Source organism: Thermanaerothrix sp. (assembly GCA_026417795.1).
Classification (GTDB): domain Bacteria; phylum Synergistota; class Synergistia; order Synergistales; family Synergistaceae; genus Thermanaerovibrio.
In genome coordinates, this window is sequence record JAOACP010000005.1 from 56,056 (window position 1) to 74,386 (window position 18,331).

The window sequence follows — 18,331 nt, forward strand, 5'->3', positions numbered from 1 at the left end:
CATATGACTTTAAAAGTTATCGATCACACACCCACCAAATCCACCTAGGATTTTACCTTTTTAGCCTTCATGGTCTGCCAGAAGTGAACAACCACAAGGATGGAAAGACCCAAGAGGTCGGTCTTGGTACCTGGTATCAGCAAACCAAGGGCTCCCACCATGGCCAGTATCCTAAAGGGCCAGGACATATCAGCCTTATAAAAACCTATGGTGGACATACCCAAGAGGAAGATCCCCATCACTGCCGTTAGCACCGCCTGAGCAAAGGGCAACGGCTCATATCCTATAAGCAGGATCATGGGATTATAGACGTATATATAGGGCACCAGGAAGCCGGCCAAGGCCAGCTTGAAAGCGGTAAAGCCCGTCTTCATGGGGTCAGAACCCGCAATACCAGCCCCAGCGTAGGCCGCCAACGCCACGGGAGGGCTAAGGTCCGCCGCAATCCCAAAGTAGAAGACGAACATATAGGCCGCCATGGCTGGAACCCCAAGCTGAAGAAGCGATGGAGCCACCATCATGCTGGTTATTATGAAGTTCGCCGTGGTAGGGAGCCCAGTGCCAAGCAATATGCTGGAAACCATGGCAAGCACCAAGGTGTTCAGCAACTTGCCACCAGAGAGGGCGATGATGGTACCAGCCACCCTAAGGGCAAGGCCCGTCAACGTGGCCATTCCCACCACTATACCCACGGTGGCGCAGGCACAGGCTACACCGATAGCCCCTCTGGCACCAGCCTCAAAGGCCTCGATAAGCCTCTTGGGGGTAAGTCTGGTTTCTTTGTTGAGGAATGACAGGATGTAGCTGGCGATTATGCCGTTGAAGGCCGCCTTCAACGGGGTGTAACCGGCCAAGAGGAAGTAAACTATGACCACCAATGGTATCAAAAGGAACCCCTGGGACTTCAGAAGGGGCCATAAAGGCGGCAGCTGATCTCTGGGTATGCCCTTAAGCCCCAATCTGGTTGCCTCCAAGTGAACCTGTACAAGCACACCACCATAGTAAAGCAGAGCCGGAACTATTGCAGCGATGGCAACCTCTATGTACGGCACGCCTAATATCTGGGCCAGGATGAACGCACCGGCCCCCATAACGGGGGGCATTATCTGTCCTCCAGTGGAAGCCACCGCCTCAACAGCCCCCGCAAAATGGGGCCTGTAGCCCACACTCTTCATCAGGGGTATGGTGAACATTCCGGTGGTGCATACGTTGGCCACAGAAGAACCGGATATGGTCCCCATAAGCCCCGAGCTCAGCACCGCCACCTTAGCGGGGCCACCGGTGGACCAACCGGCCAAGGCAAGGGAGAGGTCTATTATGAACCGTCCCATGCCGGTTTTCTCAAGCACCGCCCCAAACAGGATGAACATGAACACAAAAGTAGAAGACACGCCGAGAGGGACTCCGAATATGCCTTCCGTACCCAGATACATGTGGTTAACTATCCTGGGTATCGAAAAACCACGGTGAGCTAAGATGGACGGCATACTCCTACCGAAGTAACAGTAAAGCAACGAAAGAAGCGCCAATATCGGCAGCACCGGGTTTGATATCCTCCGAGTAGCCTCCATAAGCAGGGCCATGGTCATGAAGCCCATGGCCAGATCCATGGTTGTGGGAAGGCCAGCCCTGGCGCTCAAGGCGTCAAAGTTTATCACCAGATAAAGGGAACCGTATGCAGCCCCCAGGGCCAGAAGCACATCGTACCAAGGGATCTTATCCTTTGGGGACTTATTTGATATCGGGTAAAGCAGGAAGACCAACGACAGGGTAAAAGCCAGGTGCACTGCCCCTTGCTTAACCGCATCCAAAAGGCCAAAGCCGGCGGTATAGAAATGGAACACCGACATGGCAACCGCTATGGCGGTCACCAATCCCCCTTGCCATCCCTTAAGGTTCCTGAACCTTGCCTCCGTATCGTACTTCCTAACTATCTCATCAATGTCGATGGTACCACCCGGACTTTCGGTGGCCACATTACCAATTTCAAACTCCTTCTCGCTCAAATCCATCTCCCCCCATTCTGTTGCAGCAATTGACACTTTGAACCCGACGAAAACAGGCTAAAGCCCCTGGCCCCACCTCCTTTATTAAATATCCAAAATCACCTGGTTTCCAGACAGAAGTTCAAGACCTCATTTGGGAAAATCTTAAATAGATCCACCCGTTCACCGCATAGGAACATATGGTTCTTGCCGAACACGGCGTTGCCAACCCGGTATCTGAAGGGATGGGGAAGTTGGCGCCTTCCACCTAAGAACACGTCCCACTCCCCCCTTTTCACAAAAGCTCCCCCCGAAGGAACCTCTGTGGGGATCCCGGCGTTATAAGTCCTAACCGCGGTACTCCATATCCAGAGATTACCGTCGCAAAGCACCACTTGATCCTCCATCCGTGATCTCTCCAACGAATGCTCGGACCGCAGTACAAGCCTTGAGCCAAGATAAAAAGGCCTGCTTAAGACCTGCCTCCCTTGGTCATCCCTTACCACAAGCATAAATTCGGGAGGAACCATCGGCAAGAACAAGGATAACAGGACTGCCAGGGCAAGAAGCCATCTGGTCATGTTTAGATTCCCCATCGCAAAAAACAAAAAATAAAAATTAATCAGCCATTTAAGCCCAAACTAAAAGCCCTGACATGGCTACCACGTCAGGGCTATCGCATCATGGCGGGCCCAGCCAGAGTCGAACTGGCGACCTACGGCTTAGGAGGCCGTCGCTCTATCCTGCTGAGCTATGGGCCCGCACATCACGGCGTACATGATACCCAGCCACATCCGCCGTGTCAAGGATCTGGCCAATTTACGGAATTTTTCTTGCCTCCGCTGCTACTGTGATGGAGTCGACCAACACCTTCCCCATACGATCCATGAACTCATGGGGCACTTCTACGAAAATCCTGCGACACTCCTCCACATCTCTCTCCATCTGTTTTATCAGTTCACAGGAGGAACCGAATCTTCGTTCATCCCTTATCATCTTCAATGGGAATACCGCCATCTCAGAGCCATATATGTCCCCATCGAATCCCACAAGGTGAGCTTCCACCCGGATGGAGCGGACTCCCTGAAAGGTTGGGTTGAAGCCTATGTTCAAAGCAGCACTCCGCCAACCACCTCTAACCCAAGCGGCGGCAGCATATACCCCCCTGCCAGGTATGAGCTTAGAAGGGGGAAGGGATATGTTAGCGGTGGGGAACCCCAAACCGCGCCCTCTGCCATCTCCATGGACAACCCTTCCCAGCATCATGAAGGGGTAGCCTAGAAGTCTATTGGCATCGTATATGGCGCCGGATTCCACACAACCCCTTATCCTGGTGCTGCTCACCATATCTCCATCCACCTCAAGGCACCTGAGGGTTTTGAAGAACCATCCCCTTTTTAGGCAAAACTCCCTTAAAACAGCTACGTCACCGGCCCTACCGCGGCCAAAGCGAAAGTTGTCACCCACCACAACTCCTGATGGGGCAAACTTCCTCTCAACCAAGTAAAGGAAGTCAATGGGTGACATCTCCGCTACGGATCTGTCAAAGGGCATCTCCTCCATCACAGGCACCTCAAGGTAGCCAGCCAGGAACCTCCTCTCCCGTCTGCTGAAAAGAAGTCCCATCGGCTTATCTAAAAGGACCTCCTTGGGATGAGCCGCAAAGGAAAGCACTCCCCATTTTCTTCCCCTTTCCTTGGCGGCCCTATTGGCCTCCTTCAAGAGAAGCTGGTGACCCAGGTGAAATCCGTCGAAATATCCCATCACCCATATCATGAGGCAAAACCCCCGATATTAACTAAAGGACCATGTTCACCACACAATCCAGCCGCCCCCCATCGGCAAGCCGATATATTCCGCCGCCAGCTGAATGTCTAACAAAGACCGCCCCACCGGCCATAAGCCCAGGGGAAATGCGAAAGCCAACGAGATCCTTCGCATGGATGGACGCCCCGTTGACACACTGCTTATCCAAACGTTCCGGCACGTCACCACAGGGCAAAAGAGAAAGGACCCTAGACGCTGGGACAACACGAGAGAGCAGATCCTCCCTGGGAAGCTCAAGGGCCACCGAAAACGGAACTGCATCCTTGACAGCGAAAGGACCCACGGACATCCTTCTAAGCCTTAAAACCGAGGCAACGGTTCCAAGGGCCGTTCCAAGATCCCGGACCACGGATCTAACATAGGTTCCCTTGCCGCATAAAACACCCAGGGAGAACACCCCTTCACGGTCCGGATATCGGAGTATATCTATACTACGGATCATCACTTCCCTAGGGGCTATGTCCGGCATTTCCCCTGATCTGCTGATCTCATGGGCCCTCCTGCCTCCTACGTGGACCGCAGATATGACAGGTGGGCGCTGAAACCTGCAACCTAACATTGACGCCACAGCACGATCAACCTGCTCCGATGAAACCCTTGGGGGGTCCTCCCGATGTAGGATCTTGCCAGTCATATCATCGGTGTCGGTCGAAACCCCCAACATGCCGTCAACCATATACTCCTTGGGGAAGGACATCACCAGCTCAGCCAGGCGGGTAGAGCGCCCTATAAGCAACACCAAAAGCCCGCTAGCTCCCGAGTCTAGGGTCCCGGCGTGTCCCACTTTAAGGGATCTGCCAAGCCTAGATCGTATCTGCTCTACACAGGCGGTGCTTCGAAGCCCCTCCTCCTTATCTATCAGAAGAAATCCGCTGAAGCACATGAGACACCAGCTCTCTCAAAAGCATCCTGGCCCCCTCCGCAGGGGACGTCTTGAGCCTAAACCCAGCAGCCCTTTCATGGCCTCCACCGCCAAACAAGGTCGCGATCTCTCGGGCACTCACAGGCCGCCGGGTCCTAAGGCTCACCCTTGATATATCCCCGCCATCCCTACTTATCAAGGCCCCCGCCATGGCCCTTGGGGTTGAGAATATCAGGTTGACCAATCCCTCCGTGGAAGCAGAACCGCAACCACATTGTCTAAAATCATCCTCGTCTAACCACGATACCACCACTAAACCATCATCCGATGCGGAAACCCTGCACAGTGCCTTCCCCCACAGGCGAAGTATCCCCTCATCCATCGACCTGTTCAAAACATCATCCACAAAGGCCAAGTCAACCCCTTGTGACAGGAGGAATGCCGCAGCGTCAAAGGTAGCGGGGGTCACCGAGCTGAACCTAAAGGACCCCGTGTCGGTGGCAATAGCAACGTAAAGATCCGTTGCGATCGGCGCCGATAGGGATATATGGAGATCACGAAACATTCTGGCCACCATCTCACCAACCGCTGCAGCGGATGGATCAACCCAGTTGTAATCCCCAAAGAACGAGTTATCGCCATGGTGGTCCACGTTTACAACCACATCTTCGTCCACCCGAGGTATCCTCTCCATGGCCCTGGTAAAGTCGCTATGATCCAAAAAGAACCACCCAACAGGCTCATCCCCAAGGGATAATCTCACATCACGTGGATCAAGAAAACGAATATACTCCCCAGCGGAACTAAAAAAGCTGTATATCCGAGGCATCTCACTGGGACCACACCAAACGACCTTCTTACCCATGGACCTTAGGATAGACGAGACCGCACTTCCACACCCCAAGGTGTCGCCATCCGGTTTTTCGTGAGATACAACTATCCATCGTTGAAATCTCTCCACGAGGTCAAAGAATGGGATAGGCGTCACTCGGAATCCTCCTCATCCTCCCACTCATACGACGTGTCGTCCTCCCCAGCCTCTTCAACGTTACCTGGAGCGGCGGCATAAGACGATAAACGGTTTAACAGGGCCTCCACCCGTCCAGCCCGGTCCTCGGTATCGTCATAAACAAACCTAAACTCCGGTATCTTCCTAAGCCTCATCTCCTTGCCCAAGAGGCCTCTAATGAGGCCCCCAACCTCCTCAAGGCCTGACTTGACTTCATCCACGGTGGATCTGTCCAGAACAGTGAAGTAAACCTTGGCCACGCTAAGGTCTTTAGAACAGGCCACCGCGGTCAATATGGCCATCCTCGCCTTCTCATTCTTAATCCTGCCCTGGAGCAGGATCGATATCTCCCTTAAGAATTCCTTGTTAAGTCTTTCAATCCGAAAGGTCGTCATCGCAAAAAACCTCTTCCAAAAAATCCAGGATCTCAAGGCCGTTATCCTCCGCCATGCGGGCAACAAATGATTTAACGGCTTCGATCCTTCCTATCAGCTCGGAATTACAAGAACTCGCCAGAGCAAACCCCAATGCCACCGCCCCATAATCCCCATCGGGGCTGAGGTCCGCCAGGGAAACATTGAACTTGCCTCTAGCCTGATCCTGAACGGAGCGGATCCAACTCCTCCTATCCTTCAGGCACGAGAACATGGGACCTGTAAGCTCTACCCTCAAGTACCCCACCCATCCTCTAAGCCCTCCCATGGCGGACCCCCGTAATTTCTGCTAATCCAGGTGACGCTTTTCCTTCACCAGCTCGTAGGCCTCCACCACGTCTCCCTCTCTGAAGTCCTGGAAGTTTTGGAAGCTCAAACCGCACTCATAGCCGGCGGAGACCTCCCTTACATCATCCTTAAACCGCTTAAGGGTGGCCAGGGCTCCTTCCCATATGACCACTCCCTCCCTGATGAGTCGGACCTTGGCGTTACGCCTTATAAGTCCTTCCTGGACATAACAACCAGCGATCTTACCCACCTTAGGAACCTTGAAGACCGCTCGAATCTCCACCTGGCCAAGTATGTTCTCCCTTATGGTCGGGGACAGCATGCCTTCCAACGCCGCTTTTACGTCGTCCAAAACGTCGTATATAACCCTGTAAAGCCTTATCTGAACCCCTTCGTTCTCCGCTATCTTCTTCGCATTGGCGTCGGGCCTCACGTTAAAACCTATTATTATGGCGTTCGAGGCCGAAGCCAGCATAACATCGCTCTCCGAGATCCTCCCGACCCCTTCGTGAACGATGTTTATGCCCACCTCATCGGTGCTCATCTTCAAGAGCGAAGACCTAAAGGCCTCCACGGAGCCCTGGACATCACACTTTAGAACAAGGTTGAGCTGGGGAGCCTCACCGCCCTCCTGCATCCTCTCATATAGTTCCTCCAGCGTAAGACGGGACTCCTTCTTAACCTCCGCATTCCTCTTCTCTTGAAGGTGCATCTGGTAAAGTTCTCTGGCTTCCTTTTCATCCGCAACCCTCTCAAAGGTTTCACCCGGCTGCGGCACCGACTCAAAGCCCAGTATCTCCACCGGAGTGCTTGGACCCGCCGCGTCAACGAAATTACCCCGGTGGTCCAGCATGGCCCTTATCTTGCCCCACGTGGAGTTGGTCCTTATCACATGGCCTCTTCGGAGAGTTCCTTCCTGGACTATCACGGTTGCCACCGGCCCCTTGCCCTTATCCAGGTTGGCTTCCACCACGGTCCCCCTGGGCTCTGCATTGGGATCCGCCTTAAGCTCCTCCATCTCCGCCACCAGAAGGACCATCTCCAGCAACTGGTCCACACCCAATCCGGACTTGGCTGCCACTTCCACCATTACGGTGTCGCCGCCCCACTCCTCGGGCACCAGGCCATGATCCGAAAGCTGCTGGCGCACCCGATCAGGTCTGGCCTCGGGCTTATCCACCTTGTTTATCGCCACGATTATCGGCACTCCCGCAGCTTTTGCATGGTTGAGGGCCTCAAGAGTCTGGGGCATGACCCCGTCATCCGCCGCCACCACAAGGATAGCTATGTCCGTAACCTTGGCTCCCCTGGCCCGCATGGCAGTAAACGCCTCGTGACCCGGCGTGTCCAAAAAAACTATCCTCTTCCCACCATAGTCAACCACCGAGGCTCCTATGTGCTGAGTTATACCCCCAGCCTCCTTGTCCGCCACCTTGGTCTTCCTTATGAAGTCCAACAAGGTGGTCTTCCCGTGATCAACATGCCCCATTACGGTCACTATGGGGGGTCTTGGCTGCACTTGACCAGAGGATGCAGGGACCTCCTTCTTGGATTTGGACTTACCCTTGCCGGCCGCGGACTTATCCTTCTTCGACTTAACATTAACATCCTCTGGACCAGGGGTCACATCAAGATTCCCCTGGGAGGGCTCAAAGACAACCCCAAAGTGCTTGGACAGGACCGCCAAAACCTTCTCATCCGCCACGGCAGAGGCGGGAGCCATCATGCCGGCCTCAACCAACACCTTTACCACTCCGCCAGGGGTCTGGCCTAAGGCCTTAGCGATATCACCAACGCTGCAGCCAGGCCTATATTGCACCTTTGGAGTATCTTTAGACTCATTCTCTTCTCTACCGCCGCCAAGAACCGTATCCTCCACCAGCTGGGCCACATCGGCATCTATGGAGCTCATGTGGGTCTTAACGTCCACGCCTAAGTCCTTCAATATATCCATCAGCTCTCCGTTGGTCTTCCCCAACATCTTAGCCAGTTCATAAACCCTTATCTTGCTCAACAGTATCACTCTCCCCTTCTAAAAGAGACGCCAGCGACCGCCCCATCGGATCCGACAAGGGGATCGCCACCACGTTAACCGCCCTGGTACCCAGCGAACAACCAACTTCAGCGGAGTCAACACCATTTAACCTATACACCGCACAACCGGTGCGACAAAATTTAAGCAGCAACTTGTCAGGACAGTCGCCCGATGCCAAGACCACCCAGGCGCTTGGCCTATCACAAACAGCCCTCATCGCCCTATCTTGACCATAGGCTATGACCCCACGACGCCTCATTAACCCTATAAGCCCCAAAAGTCTCCTAGGGTCAACCATCAGATGTTTCCGCCTCCAGGGCTCTAAGCAGATCCTCCAAGTCCCTTATAACCTCGGGCCCCACGTCCACCCGAAGGGACCTCTGGAGGGCTTTTTTCTTCACCGCCAAAGCCAGGCACGATAAGTTAGGGCACAAATAGGCGCCTCGGCCAGGAGCCCGCCCGGACCTGTCAAGATGCACCTTCCCCTCCGGAGATCTAACCACCCTGACAAGGCCTCGCTTTGGAGCCTCGGTACCACATGCCACACAACGTCTTGGACGGCGCCGCTTCTCCTGTACCAATCCTAATCCTTCTCCCCGCCTGCATCGGCCATTATGTCTTCAAAAAGATCCTTCAGGGTAGGAAGCCTTTCGGGCTCCAAGACCTTTATGTCTATCTTCCAGCCCGTAAGCCGAGCGGCAAGCCTCACGTTCTGACCGGCCTTGCCTATCGCCAAAGACAGCTGATCCGGCCTTACGTACACCCTGAGGGCCTTCTCCTGATCAAGCATAGGCTCCACCTTAACCGCCTTGGCTGGCGAAAGGGCGTTCCTCACGTATACCATGGGGTCGCTGCTCCAGGGTATGACGTCAACCCGCTCACCGCCCAATTCGTCCATAACCGATTTTATCCTCGTTCCCTTAGGACCAACACAGGCACCCACCGGGTCAACGTTGGCGTCAAGGGATTGGACCGCCACCTTTGACCTACCACCAGCCTCCCGCACGATGTTCTTTATCTCTATGATGCCGTCCCTTATCTCCGGAACCTCCAGCTCGAACAACTTTCTTAAAAGCCCGGGATGGGTCCTCGACACCACTATGCGGGGCCCCTTGGTGGTCTGCCTTACGTCCAGAAGGAAGAACTTAAATCGATCCGAAACCCTGTAAGTCTCCCCTAAGATCCTCTCCTCCCTGGGGAGTATGGCCTCGGTCCTGTCATTTAAGCGAACCAGAATCTGGTCTCCCTCTATCTTAAATATTACCCCCTGCACCAGATCCCCGGTCTTGTCTGCAAACTCCTCAAAGATAATCTGCCTTTCCGCGTCCTTCAGACGTTGAATTATGACCTGCCTTGCGGTCTGGGCTGCTATACGACCAAAGTTCTCAGGGAATACTTCTATCCTTATTACATCCCCAATCTCCACGTCCGAAAAACCCATCTTCCTGGCATCTTCCAAGGATATCTCCGTATCCGGATTATCCACACAAGACACCACCTGTTTGACCTCTGAGAGGAATATCTCCCCGTTCTCAAAGTCTATGAATACCTCTACGTTCTGGTTTCCCCCCTTAAACTTCCTGTAAGCGGACACCAAAGCAGCCTCCAGGCTGGACGATATGATGTCAAGAGACAACCCCTTCTCCGCCTCAAGCTGCTTAAGGGCCCTGGTAAAATCCCTTCCCAAGATCATGAAAAAACTCCCCCGTTTCCGTTAATCTGCTTCTGCTGATGATCCCTTAGTCACAAAGCCTGGGATTCCTAAGCTCATCCCAAGGGCAGATCATTTCCTCCCCCTCTTGGATGAGCCTTACCCTGCCATCAGGCATAACCTGATCTATAAAAAATGTCCTCTTCTTCCCCTTACCCATTGATATCTTGATCTTCCGTCCCATGAAACGCCTGAAGTCATCCAGACAGAGCAAAGGCCTCTGAGGCCCTGGAGATGAAACCTCCAGATAATACCTGTCCTTTATGCCGCCATCTTCATGACTATCCAATAGCTCATTAATGCGTCTAGAAACTGCCTCGCAATCCGAAAGACCAACCGGGTAATCCAGAGAATCTATGGTTACCCTTAAAACCTGGGCTCCCATCTCCCTTGCTACCTTAACCTCCAAACATATGTAACCCATTTCCCCAACCATACGCTTTATGTCATCACGCAAGCGAAATCCTGCTACCGCCAATGCAGCCACCTCCATGGCAAGGGGGACGGAACAAAAAACGAAGAGTGGGATATAACCCACTCTCCAAACGCTAAACCCACCGGCTGTAGAAATCGCACAAGGCACAAAGGCTACTCTTTTCTCATTATATTACACCGTTACCGCTAAGGGAAGGACCATCACAGGTTCATATCGGCGGTAAACTCTGCCCACCAATCGTCCATACCCATCAGGAAGTCCTCCTCCGGCATGCTCTCCAGGGAGTCATCGCTGAACACGTCAAGCTCTAGATCGGGAAGCATCATGATCCCATCCTTATAGATATCACCAAAATCCTCGGGAACGTGAAACACCCTCATCGTGCATCACCCCCGTCATTCAACCCAATAATTAGGAGCCTCCTTGGTTATTGTAACATCATGGGGGTGGTTTTCCTTCACCGAAGCAGAGGTTATCTTGATAAACCGGCTCTTGGTTTGAAGCTCCTGAATGTCCCTGGCCCCGACATATCCCATGCCAGCCCTGATGCCACCCGCCATCTGGTAGACCACGGAGGCCAAAGGCCCCTTATATGGCACAAGCCCTTCTATCCCCTCGGGCACCAGCTTATCCTCCACCGTACCCTCTTGAAAGTAACGATCCTTGCTGCATCCCTCTTTCATGGCGCCAAGGGACCCCATGCCACGGTAACTTTTGAACGATCTACCTCTGGATATTACCACCTCGCCGGGGCTCTCCTCTGTACCCGCCAGAAGGGATCCTATCATCACCACGTCCGCCCCAGCCGCTATGGCTTTAACTATGTCGCCCGAGTAACGGATACCTCCATCCGCTATGACCGTTCCACCCATGGAATGGGCAACCTTTGCCACGTTCATTATGGCCGCCACCTGAGGAACCCCTATCCCCGCAACCACCCGGGTGGTACATATAGATCCCGGCCCGATGCCAACCTTGACAGCATCGGCCCCGGCTTCAATCAATGCCTTGGCAGCCTCACCGGTGGCTATGTTGCCCCCTATTATCTGGAGCCTTGGGTGCCTCTTCCTAAGCTCCCTGACGGTATTCAAAACCGCCACTGAATGCCCATGAGCCGTATCCACCACTATCACGTCAACTCCTGCCCTAACCAGCGCCTCGGCCCTTGCCAGGGAGTCCGCTCCAACCCCTATAGCAGCCCCAACTCGGAGCCGGCCGTGCTCGTCCTTCGCAGCGTTAGGGAACTCCTTAGCCTTTTGAATGTCCTTTATGGTTATAAGCCCCTTAAGCTTTCCCTCCCCGTCCACTATGGGAAGTTTCTCTATCTTGTGCCTCATCAATATGTCCTTGGCATCATCAAGGGTTGTGCCGATAGGGGCAGTTACAAGGCCTTCCTTGGTCATCACCTCGCATATGGGCTGCCCGTAATCGGTCACAAACCGGAGATCCCGGTTAGTTATTATACCCACCAAGCGCATCTTATCGTCCACTATGGGAACCCCGGATATGTGATAGTGCGACATTAAATCCACCGCATCCTGGATCTTGTCCTGAGGATAAAGGTAGAAGGGATCCACTATGACTCCAGACTCCGACCTTTTAACCTTATCAACCTCCGCCGCCTGCCGCTCTATGGGCATGTTCCTGTGAACTATACCTATGCCCCCCTCCCGGGCCATGGCTATGGCCAGACGGCTCTCTGTAACAGTGTCCATGGCAGCGCTGGATATGGGCAGGTTAAGCCCAATCAGAGGGGTGAGGTTACTCCTAAGATCCACCTGGGATGGCAAGACCTCGCTGTAGGCGGGCTCAAGAAGCACGTCATCAAACGTAAACCCCTCATACGGAACAAAACGCTCAACCACGCTCATACAAACACCTCCATAAGGTTATAAAAAAAGCTGGGCCCTATCTACCGCCCACCCTTTTGACGTGACCTATTACCTCCACCAACACCTTAGCAACTCCTTGGCTTTTGAACCCCAGAAGCTCCGCCGCAGCCCTTGAAACATCCAGTATCCGCCCTCGGTGCTCCCTAAAACGGTCCACCACCCTAACCACCACCGTCTTACCCGAAGCCAGGTTCTTTATCCTCAGCAACGTTCCAAAGGGCAGGTCCTTAGCCGCCGCCACCAGCTCATTGCCGGAATAGACTTCTCCGTTGGCAAACTTTCTGCCAACCATGGACTCCCCACCATACCAGGATATGGTCCCCTCCGCCATCCTCCCGCCTCGGAGGTTAAACCGCTCATCCTCTCCCACAGGAGCTCCCCTTCCAAGTACATCGTAAATCCGCGAAAGAATCAGAAGAGCTGTAAACTTGGGAGGAAGCCTTAAAAGTCCCGAATGATCCGCCTTAACTTCCATAAGGTCATCTTGTCCAACCCTAAGAAACCACCGATCCCCTTGTTTTGTAACCCTAAGGGCAGATATGTTAAAACCCCTGGATAAAGCGCTGTTTAAAGCATCGGAGGCGGACCTAGCATCCACCTCCGATGAAATGGGAAACCTCCAGATCTCCTCCCCGTAGAGAGACCATACCGCCACCTCCTCAGCGGTTGAAACCTCGGAGGCAACGCTTCCCAGAAGTAAATCAGCAAAACCAAGCAGAAACGAAACGCATAGGAGAACCGGCGCTAAAACCCATACCTTCTCAAAGTGGCCACGGAATGACAAATCATGCACTCCCCTCTGCCCACCGCCCCCACATTTTCCCCGGATTTTACCTTAACATTGACCAAATTTAAACCCCCAAACACCGACGAAATTTTCGACTTAATCGGAGATATCCAAGAGGAAAGTTTGGGAACCTGGGCCGTTATGGTAACATCTACCCACTCCAACGTGAATCCAAGTTCAACCACCCGCAGGTAAACCTGTCTTAATAACTCAAGGCTGTAGGCGCCGCGATACGCTGCATCGGAAGCTGGGAAAAGAGTACCTATGTCAGGCTCACCGGCGGCACCAAGGAGGGCGTCCGCAATCGCATGGCACACCACGTCACCATCGGAATGCCCTAAAAGCCCCATCGGAGCCCCATCAATGGTTACACCCCCAAGCACCAAAGGTCTTCCGGGTACCAGAGGGTGAACATCGTAACCATGACCACATCGAAATCCCAATCCCTCCGTCATAGCCACCGCCACCTTCCAATCCCACTCTTCGGTTATCTTGAAGAGTTTTCTGTCCCCCTCAACCCAGCCAACATCCCATCCGGCTTCAAGCCAAGCTTCCGCCTCATCCTTAAACCCCTCACCCCTTAAAAGGGCGGCCATCAATCTCTCCCGTTCAAAGGCCTGCGGTGTCTGGGTCAGCCGCAGGGATGACCTGTCCAGGGTACCACATATCATCCCTGCTTGGATTGATCGCACCGAGTCGTTGCACTGGACCACCGGTATTGCAGCCCCCCTCTTCTCCGCCACCTCCATCAATCTAAGGCAAAGATCCTCACTAAGGAAAGGTCTTGCTGCATCGTGGACCATCACCATGTCACCGGAGGCTGCCCTAACTCCAGCTATAACCGAAAGATACCGCTCGCTGCCACCGGACACCGTGACCAACGGCATTGGAGAAAAAAGATCCTCAAAGGTACGCCGAACCGGCCAATGATCTTCCATATCCGAAGGAAGGACGAGGACCACTTCTCCAACAAGCCCCCGTTCCCAAAGCCTCCTTGGAGCCTCGCAACTCCAAGCCCAAAGAGGACGCCCATTAAGGCGTCTAAACTGCTTTGGCTCCCCTCCAAGCCTCACCCCGCCTCCAGCAGCCACGCATATAAAGGACCAGCAGGATCTTCTATCGTTCATCATCGTCTTATCCTAGCGAATATCATCCTTCCCGCCGATGTCTGCAGCATAGATGTAACCACCACATCCACGCGGCTTCCGATGTACCTATGGCCATCCTCCACCACTATCATGGTACCGTCCTCAAGGTAGCCAACGCCCTGGTTGGGCTCCTTACCCTCCCGGATGACGTCAACCCTGATGTTTTCCCCCGGCAAAAGCATGGGCTTAAGGGCGTTTGAAAGGTCGTTAACGTTGAGAACCCTGACCCCGTCTATCTGGGCTATCTTGTTCAGGTTATAGTCCGTGGTCAGCACGCAACCGTCCATCCTCTTAGCCAAGGCAACGATGGCCTCGTCCACGACTTCCCTGTCCAGATCTTTCATGGGAACATCCATTATTCTGAGGTCGTCGCCAAGATGCTGCTGCATTCGGTTAACCACATCAAGCCCACGCCTTCCACGGGCTCTCTTTATTGGGTCCGCGCTGTCCGCCACCCCCTGAAGTTCCGATAGGACAAAGCGGGGAAGTATCAGGGGACCTTCAATGAAACCCGTGGATACTATGTCGGATATCCTCCCATCTATCAAAATGCTGGTATCCAAAACCTTGGGCTTCCTTGGGCCGTAGCTCTCACAGGGCTCAACCGCCGACGTCTTGGGGGCCTGATCGGTTTTTTTGCGGAAGTTTATCTTCCCCTTTATCGAACCGGCGGAAGAGAAAAAAGCCCAGATGTCATCCCTGCGCCTTAAGGACAACCTAACACCCAAGTACCCTAATACCACGTTGATCAGAACGGCAACGTAGACCCCTACCACAGGTATCCTGGACAGTGGAAGGGCTATCAGGTTGGCTAAAACCAACCCCAAGGTAAGACCCATCAGTGATATTAATATTTCATGAAGACCGAAGCCCTGCAGGTTTGCCTCAAAAAGCTGTCCCAGTTTACCAAGGCCCATCCAAAAAACCGGGGTAAGCATGAACCCCACAAGGGCAAAGGAAAATACGAAGAAAATCATCCATCCAACCGGGTGAGAGCCAATAAAGGCCCCCATCTCCCCGCCCTCTGCCAAGATAAAAGCAGAAACTTGATAACCCACAACACCACCTAATATGGCCAGCAGGAGCCTTATGACCCCCTTCATTATTCTAAACATTCCACAAAACCTCCGAAAAAATGATATATAAAGCCAAGGGGCCTAAAGGCCCCTGCGCCCCTCCATCGCAAGTTTCAAGGTGGCGCTGTCCACAAAACCTATGCTTCCTCCCACGGGAATACCGAAGGCCAGTCGAGTAACTCTTACAGGTAGGTCCCCTATGGCATCCCTCACCGCCATGGCAGTGAGTTCGCCCTCCACGCTTGGATTAAGCGCCAGTATGACCTCCGCAATCCCTTCTTGGGCAACCCTTCGGCGCAGCTGATCTAACCTCTCCCTAGGGATCTCCTCTCCGTCCATAGGAGAGAAACGCCCCCCAAGCACGTGGTATCTACCATCGAACACGCCATGCCTTTCAATAACCAGGCTATCCTCAACGGTCTCCACCACGCATATGACCCCATTAGACCTATTGGGATCCAAACATACGGGGCAAAGGTCCTTCTCCGCGAGCCCTCCGCAAACCCTACACTGACGGATTGAGCTCCTGGCCTCCAACAAATCCCTGGCGAACTCTTCAACCCAACCGGGGGATTGTTGGAGGACGAAGAAAGCAAAACGCCTGGCCCCCTTTTCGCCAACACCCGGAAGCCTTTTAAACTTCTCTATAAGCCTATCTACCAGCAAAACACCGGTTGAGCTCAATCAGAAACCCCCAAACCCAAGACCACCGGTCAGCCTGTTCATCTGCTCCGAAGCGAAATCCCTGCTCTTCCTGAGGGCATCGTTAACCGCCGAGACCACAAGATCCTCAAGCATCTCAGGATCCGATGGATCGATAACCTCCTTGGATATCTTCACCGAGAGCAGATCCCCCTGGCCGTTAACTCGAGCGGTAACCATGCCGCCGCCGGAAGACCCCTGGTGTTCCGTCTTTGCCAGCTCCTCCTGCAACGTGGCCATCTGGGCTTGAACCTTCTGGGCCTGCTTAAGAAGCTTGTCTATCTTCAAAACCACCATCTCCCCCTTTTAAATATTTGGAAACGAGAAACAACACCCAAAACACCACGCCGCCCCAAGCACCAAACACACATAGAGGCATACAAAATGATATGCTACTCTATTTTATCATCCCCTGGTCCCAGCAGCTTTTCCAACAGGACAAGCAAGAGAAACTTAGGCAGCCTCGCTATCCGTCGTATCCTCCAGGGTTCCTGAATGGTCCTATAAAGCCACTCCAGCCCAAGGCGCTGCCACGACAACGGAGCGCGCTTGAGCCTCCCCGATATTACGTCAAAGCTGCCGCCAATTCCCACCCCAACCACGCCGGCAAGACAGCCATCCGTCTTCAACACCTTAAACAGCCACTTCTCCTGGCGGGGAACCCCAAGGCCAACGAACAGTACCTTAGCTCCGCTGGAGGCTATGGATTTCACCACCTCAGCTTCCTTAGAATCCGGGAAGTAGCCGTCCATGCATCCAGCCACCACAAGTCCTGGATGCCGCTCCACCAGCCTCTGGGCCGCCAACTCCGCCACACCCGGCTTGCCACCCAGGAGAAAAACCTTCCACCCCTCCGACGCAGCCAAACGGCAAAGGTGATCCACAAACTCTACCCCTGGAATCCGCTCCGACAGCGGATTTCCAAGGATCCTGAAGGCCTCAAGCAAGCCCTTGCCGTCTGGAAGCACCAGGTCCGATCGATTTAGAACTTCCCTATACTCCGAATCATCCCTGGACCGCAGGGCCCCTAGGGCATCCAGTGTACATATAAGGCATGATTCCCCCCGAGAGACCATTGCCCTTACCCTGCCTAAAACGTAGTTAAGAGTAACGTTGTCCACGTGAACACCGAATATACGTGGACGTCTGCTGTGGGCCAAAACCGAACCACCTCGCCTCAAAAAGGTATAAAGTCCCCCTCCCAGCAGCACAATTCCGAGAAGCACCAAAAGAGACAACTGCCAGGTACCGGACCGCTGGGCGGAGAAGCCCAGCATCCCAAGGCAGAGGCACGTGAAGGATACCATGTATACCGCCATCGGGTGGTCCACCCCTCGGTTCATTAGAGCCCTGTAAAGGGTAACGCTACCAAGTTGACGCCTCACCAGAGAGGTTCCAACAATTTTAAGGGAGGTTTCCACGATTGGCACCAGGAAAAGTCCCAGGGGCATCAAAAACAACGCAGAGAAGGCCAACCCCTTGGAAGCCCCAAGCACCGTTATGCCCCCCATGATCATCCCCCACATGGAAGTCATCTGCTCCCCAAGCCTACCGTAAACATGGAGGTAACGACTCCAAAAGGCCCCCATCAGCACCAATCCAGCCAAACAGGCGTATATCACCTCGTTCCAGCCCGGGGAAGAAATCAGCACTCCAAGGGACATCAACAGCCATCCAACGAAAAGCAAGCTGCCGCCAAGACCCGGTATCTGATCCACTTCTTGAAGCACCAAGGGGAAAAGGGAGTACCAAAGGGCACTTAAAACCACCGCCACACCCTGGGGCAGGTAAAGGAAAACCCCCCCGGGCATCCCTATGAAGTTTATCCTTGGCCCAAAGAGCGCAAGCAAAAGCCCCAAGAAGAGGAATAGAGGCCTAAGCTCAAAGGACCGCTGCATCTTCTGACAAAACCCCAAGAACAAACCACCCATGCCGGCTATGATGACCCACTTGAGGAGGCCGCTTCCAGACCAAATCCCCACCATGGCCCAAGATGCCAGCATGGTTATGTCCTTAACGTAGTAATACTGATCCCGGTCCAGATGGGGCTTAAAGAACCGCTGAACCAACAATCCCCCAAGCCCCAGGACCAGGATCAATGAAAGTTGAGAGCAAACCCCCAAATTCACCGAACCACTT

20 protein-coding genes and 1 tRNA gene are annotated in these 18,331 nt (G+C 53.7%); all 21 read right to left on the minus strand.

The annotated features are described in order from the left end of the window. Window positions 1-44: 44 nt before the first annotated feature. The 21 genes from N2315_01750 to N2315_01850 all read right to left on the minus strand — a co-directional run bounded on the left by N2315_01750 (window position 45) and on the right by N2315_01850 (window position 18,291). Window positions 45-2,006, minus strand: coding sequence for a TRAP transporter permease (locus N2315_01750; protein MCX7827911.1), 1,962 nt, complete (start codon window positions 2,004-2,006; stop codon window positions 45-47). A gap of 98 nt (window positions 2,007-2,104) precedes the next feature. After that, complete coding sequence (locus N2315_01755) at window positions 2,105-2,497, minus strand: DUF1850 domain-containing protein (protein MCX7827912.1); 393 nt, start codon at window positions 2,495-2,497, stop codon at window positions 2,105-2,107. Between the two features lie 172 nt (window positions 2,498-2,669). Further along, window positions 2,670-2,746, minus strand: a tRNA-Arg gene (locus N2315_01760). Between the two features lie 58 nt (window positions 2,747-2,804). After that, complete coding sequence (gene ribF / locus N2315_01765; GenBank protein MCX7827913.1) at window positions 2,805-3,761, minus strand: riboflavin biosynthesis protein RibF; 957 nt, start codon at window positions 3,759-3,761, stop codon at window positions 2,805-2,807. Between the two features lie 22 nt (window positions 3,762-3,783). After that, entirely contained in the window at window positions 3,784-4,695 is a 912-nt protein-coding gene (truB, locus tag N2315_01770) for a tRNA pseudouridine(55) synthase TruB (GenBank protein ID MCX7827914.1), read from the minus strand. Further along, window positions 4,664-5,635: a bifunctional oligoribonuclease/PAP phosphatase NrnA gene (locus N2315_01775; GenBank protein ID MCX7827915.1), complete on the minus strand. Its 972-nt coding sequence runs from the start codon at window positions 5,633-5,635 to the stop codon at window positions 4,664-4,666. The genes truB and N2315_01775 overlap by 32 nt, the downstream gene beginning before the upstream one ends. A gap of 23 nt (window positions 5,636-5,658) precedes the next feature. Further along, window positions 5,659-6,078, minus strand: coding sequence for a 30S ribosome-binding factor RbfA (rbfA, locus tag N2315_01780; protein MCX7827916.1), 420 nt, complete (start codon window positions 6,076-6,078; stop codon window positions 5,659-5,661). Continuing rightward, complete coding sequence (locus N2315_01785; GenBank protein ID MCX7827917.1) at window positions 6,059-6,385, minus strand: DUF503 domain-containing protein; 327 nt, start codon at window positions 6,383-6,385, stop codon at window positions 6,059-6,061. The genes rbfA and N2315_01785 overlap by 20 nt, the downstream gene beginning before the upstream one ends. 21 nt (window positions 6,386-6,406) lie before the next feature. Further along, window positions 6,407-8,419 (minus strand): translation initiation factor IF-2, encoded by a 2,013-nt coding sequence (gene infB, locus N2315_01790; protein MCX7827918.1) that lies wholly within the window; start codon window positions 8,417-8,419, stop codon window positions 6,407-6,409. Beyond that, complete coding sequence (locus N2315_01795) at window positions 8,397-8,738, minus strand: hypothetical protein (protein ID MCX7827919.1); 342 nt, start codon at window positions 8,736-8,738, stop codon at window positions 8,397-8,399. The genes infB and N2315_01795 overlap by 23 nt, the downstream gene beginning before the upstream one ends. Further along, a complete protein-coding gene (locus tag N2315_01800) occupies window positions 8,731-9,021 on the minus strand; it encodes a YlxR family protein (protein MCX7827920.1) in 291 nt (96 codons plus the stop codon). Before N2315_01800 ends, N2315_01795 begins: the two co-directional genes overlap by 8 nt. A 2-nt stretch (window positions 9,022-9,023) precedes the next feature. Then, window positions 9,024-10,133, minus strand: a complete 1,110-nt coding sequence (gene nusA / locus N2315_01805; GenBank protein ID MCX7827921.1) for a transcription termination factor NusA — start codon at window positions 10,131-10,133, stop codon at window positions 9,024-9,026. Between the two features lie 46 nt (window positions 10,134-10,179). Continuing rightward, window positions 10,180-10,587 carry a hypothetical protein gene (locus tag N2315_01810; GenBank protein ID MCX7827922.1) on the minus strand — a complete coding sequence of 136 codons (408 nt, stop codon included), beginning with the start codon at window positions 10,585-10,587 and terminating at the stop codon, window positions 10,180-10,182. 200 nt (window positions 10,588-10,787) lie between these two features. Beyond that, complete coding sequence (locus N2315_01815; protein MCX7827923.1) at window positions 10,788-10,967, minus strand: hypothetical protein; 180 nt, start codon at window positions 10,965-10,967, stop codon at window positions 10,788-10,790. A gap of 15 nt (window positions 10,968-10,982) precedes the next feature. Continuing rightward, a complete protein-coding gene (gene guaB, locus N2315_01820) occupies window positions 10,983-12,458 on the minus strand; it encodes an IMP dehydrogenase (GenBank protein MCX7827924.1) in 1,476 nt (491 codons plus the stop codon). A 37-nt stretch (window positions 12,459-12,495) separates the two neighbouring features. Further along, window positions 12,496-13,263 carry a septal ring lytic transglycosylase RlpA family protein gene (locus N2315_01825; GenBank protein ID MCX7827925.1) on the minus strand — a complete coding sequence of 256 codons (768 nt, stop codon included), beginning with the start codon at window positions 13,261-13,263 and terminating at the stop codon, window positions 12,496-12,498. Then, window positions 13,224-14,393, minus strand: coding sequence for a 2-C-methyl-D-erythritol 2,4-cyclodiphosphate synthase (gene ispF / locus N2315_01830; GenBank protein ID MCX7827926.1), 1,170 nt, complete (start codon window positions 14,391-14,393; stop codon window positions 13,224-13,226). The genes N2315_01825 and ispF overlap by 40 nt, the downstream gene beginning before the upstream one ends. Then, the gene (locus N2315_01835; protein MCX7827927.1) at window positions 14,393-15,529 is read right to left on the minus strand and encodes a PIN domain nuclease; all 1,137 of its coding nucleotides are present in this window, start codon (window positions 15,527-15,529) and stop codon (window positions 14,393-14,395) included. Before N2315_01835 ends, ispF begins: the two co-directional genes overlap by 1 nt. Window positions 15,530-15,571: 42 nt before the next feature. Next, complete coding sequence (recR, locus tag N2315_01840) at window positions 15,572-16,174, minus strand: recombination mediator RecR (protein ID MCX7827928.1); 603 nt, start codon at window positions 16,172-16,174, stop codon at window positions 15,572-15,574. Beyond that, the gene (locus N2315_01845) at window positions 16,175-16,480 is read right to left on the minus strand and encodes a YbaB/EbfC family nucleoid-associated protein (protein ID MCX7827929.1); all 306 of its coding nucleotides are present in this window, start codon (window positions 16,478-16,480) and stop codon (window positions 16,175-16,177) included. 104 nt (window positions 16,481-16,584) lie between these two features. Beyond that, window positions 16,585-18,291 (minus strand): WecB/TagA/CpsF family glycosyltransferase, encoded by a 1,707-nt coding sequence (locus N2315_01850; GenBank protein ID MCX7827930.1) that lies wholly within the window; start codon window positions 18,289-18,291, stop codon window positions 16,585-16,587. Window positions 18,292-18,331: the final 40 nt, after the last annotated feature.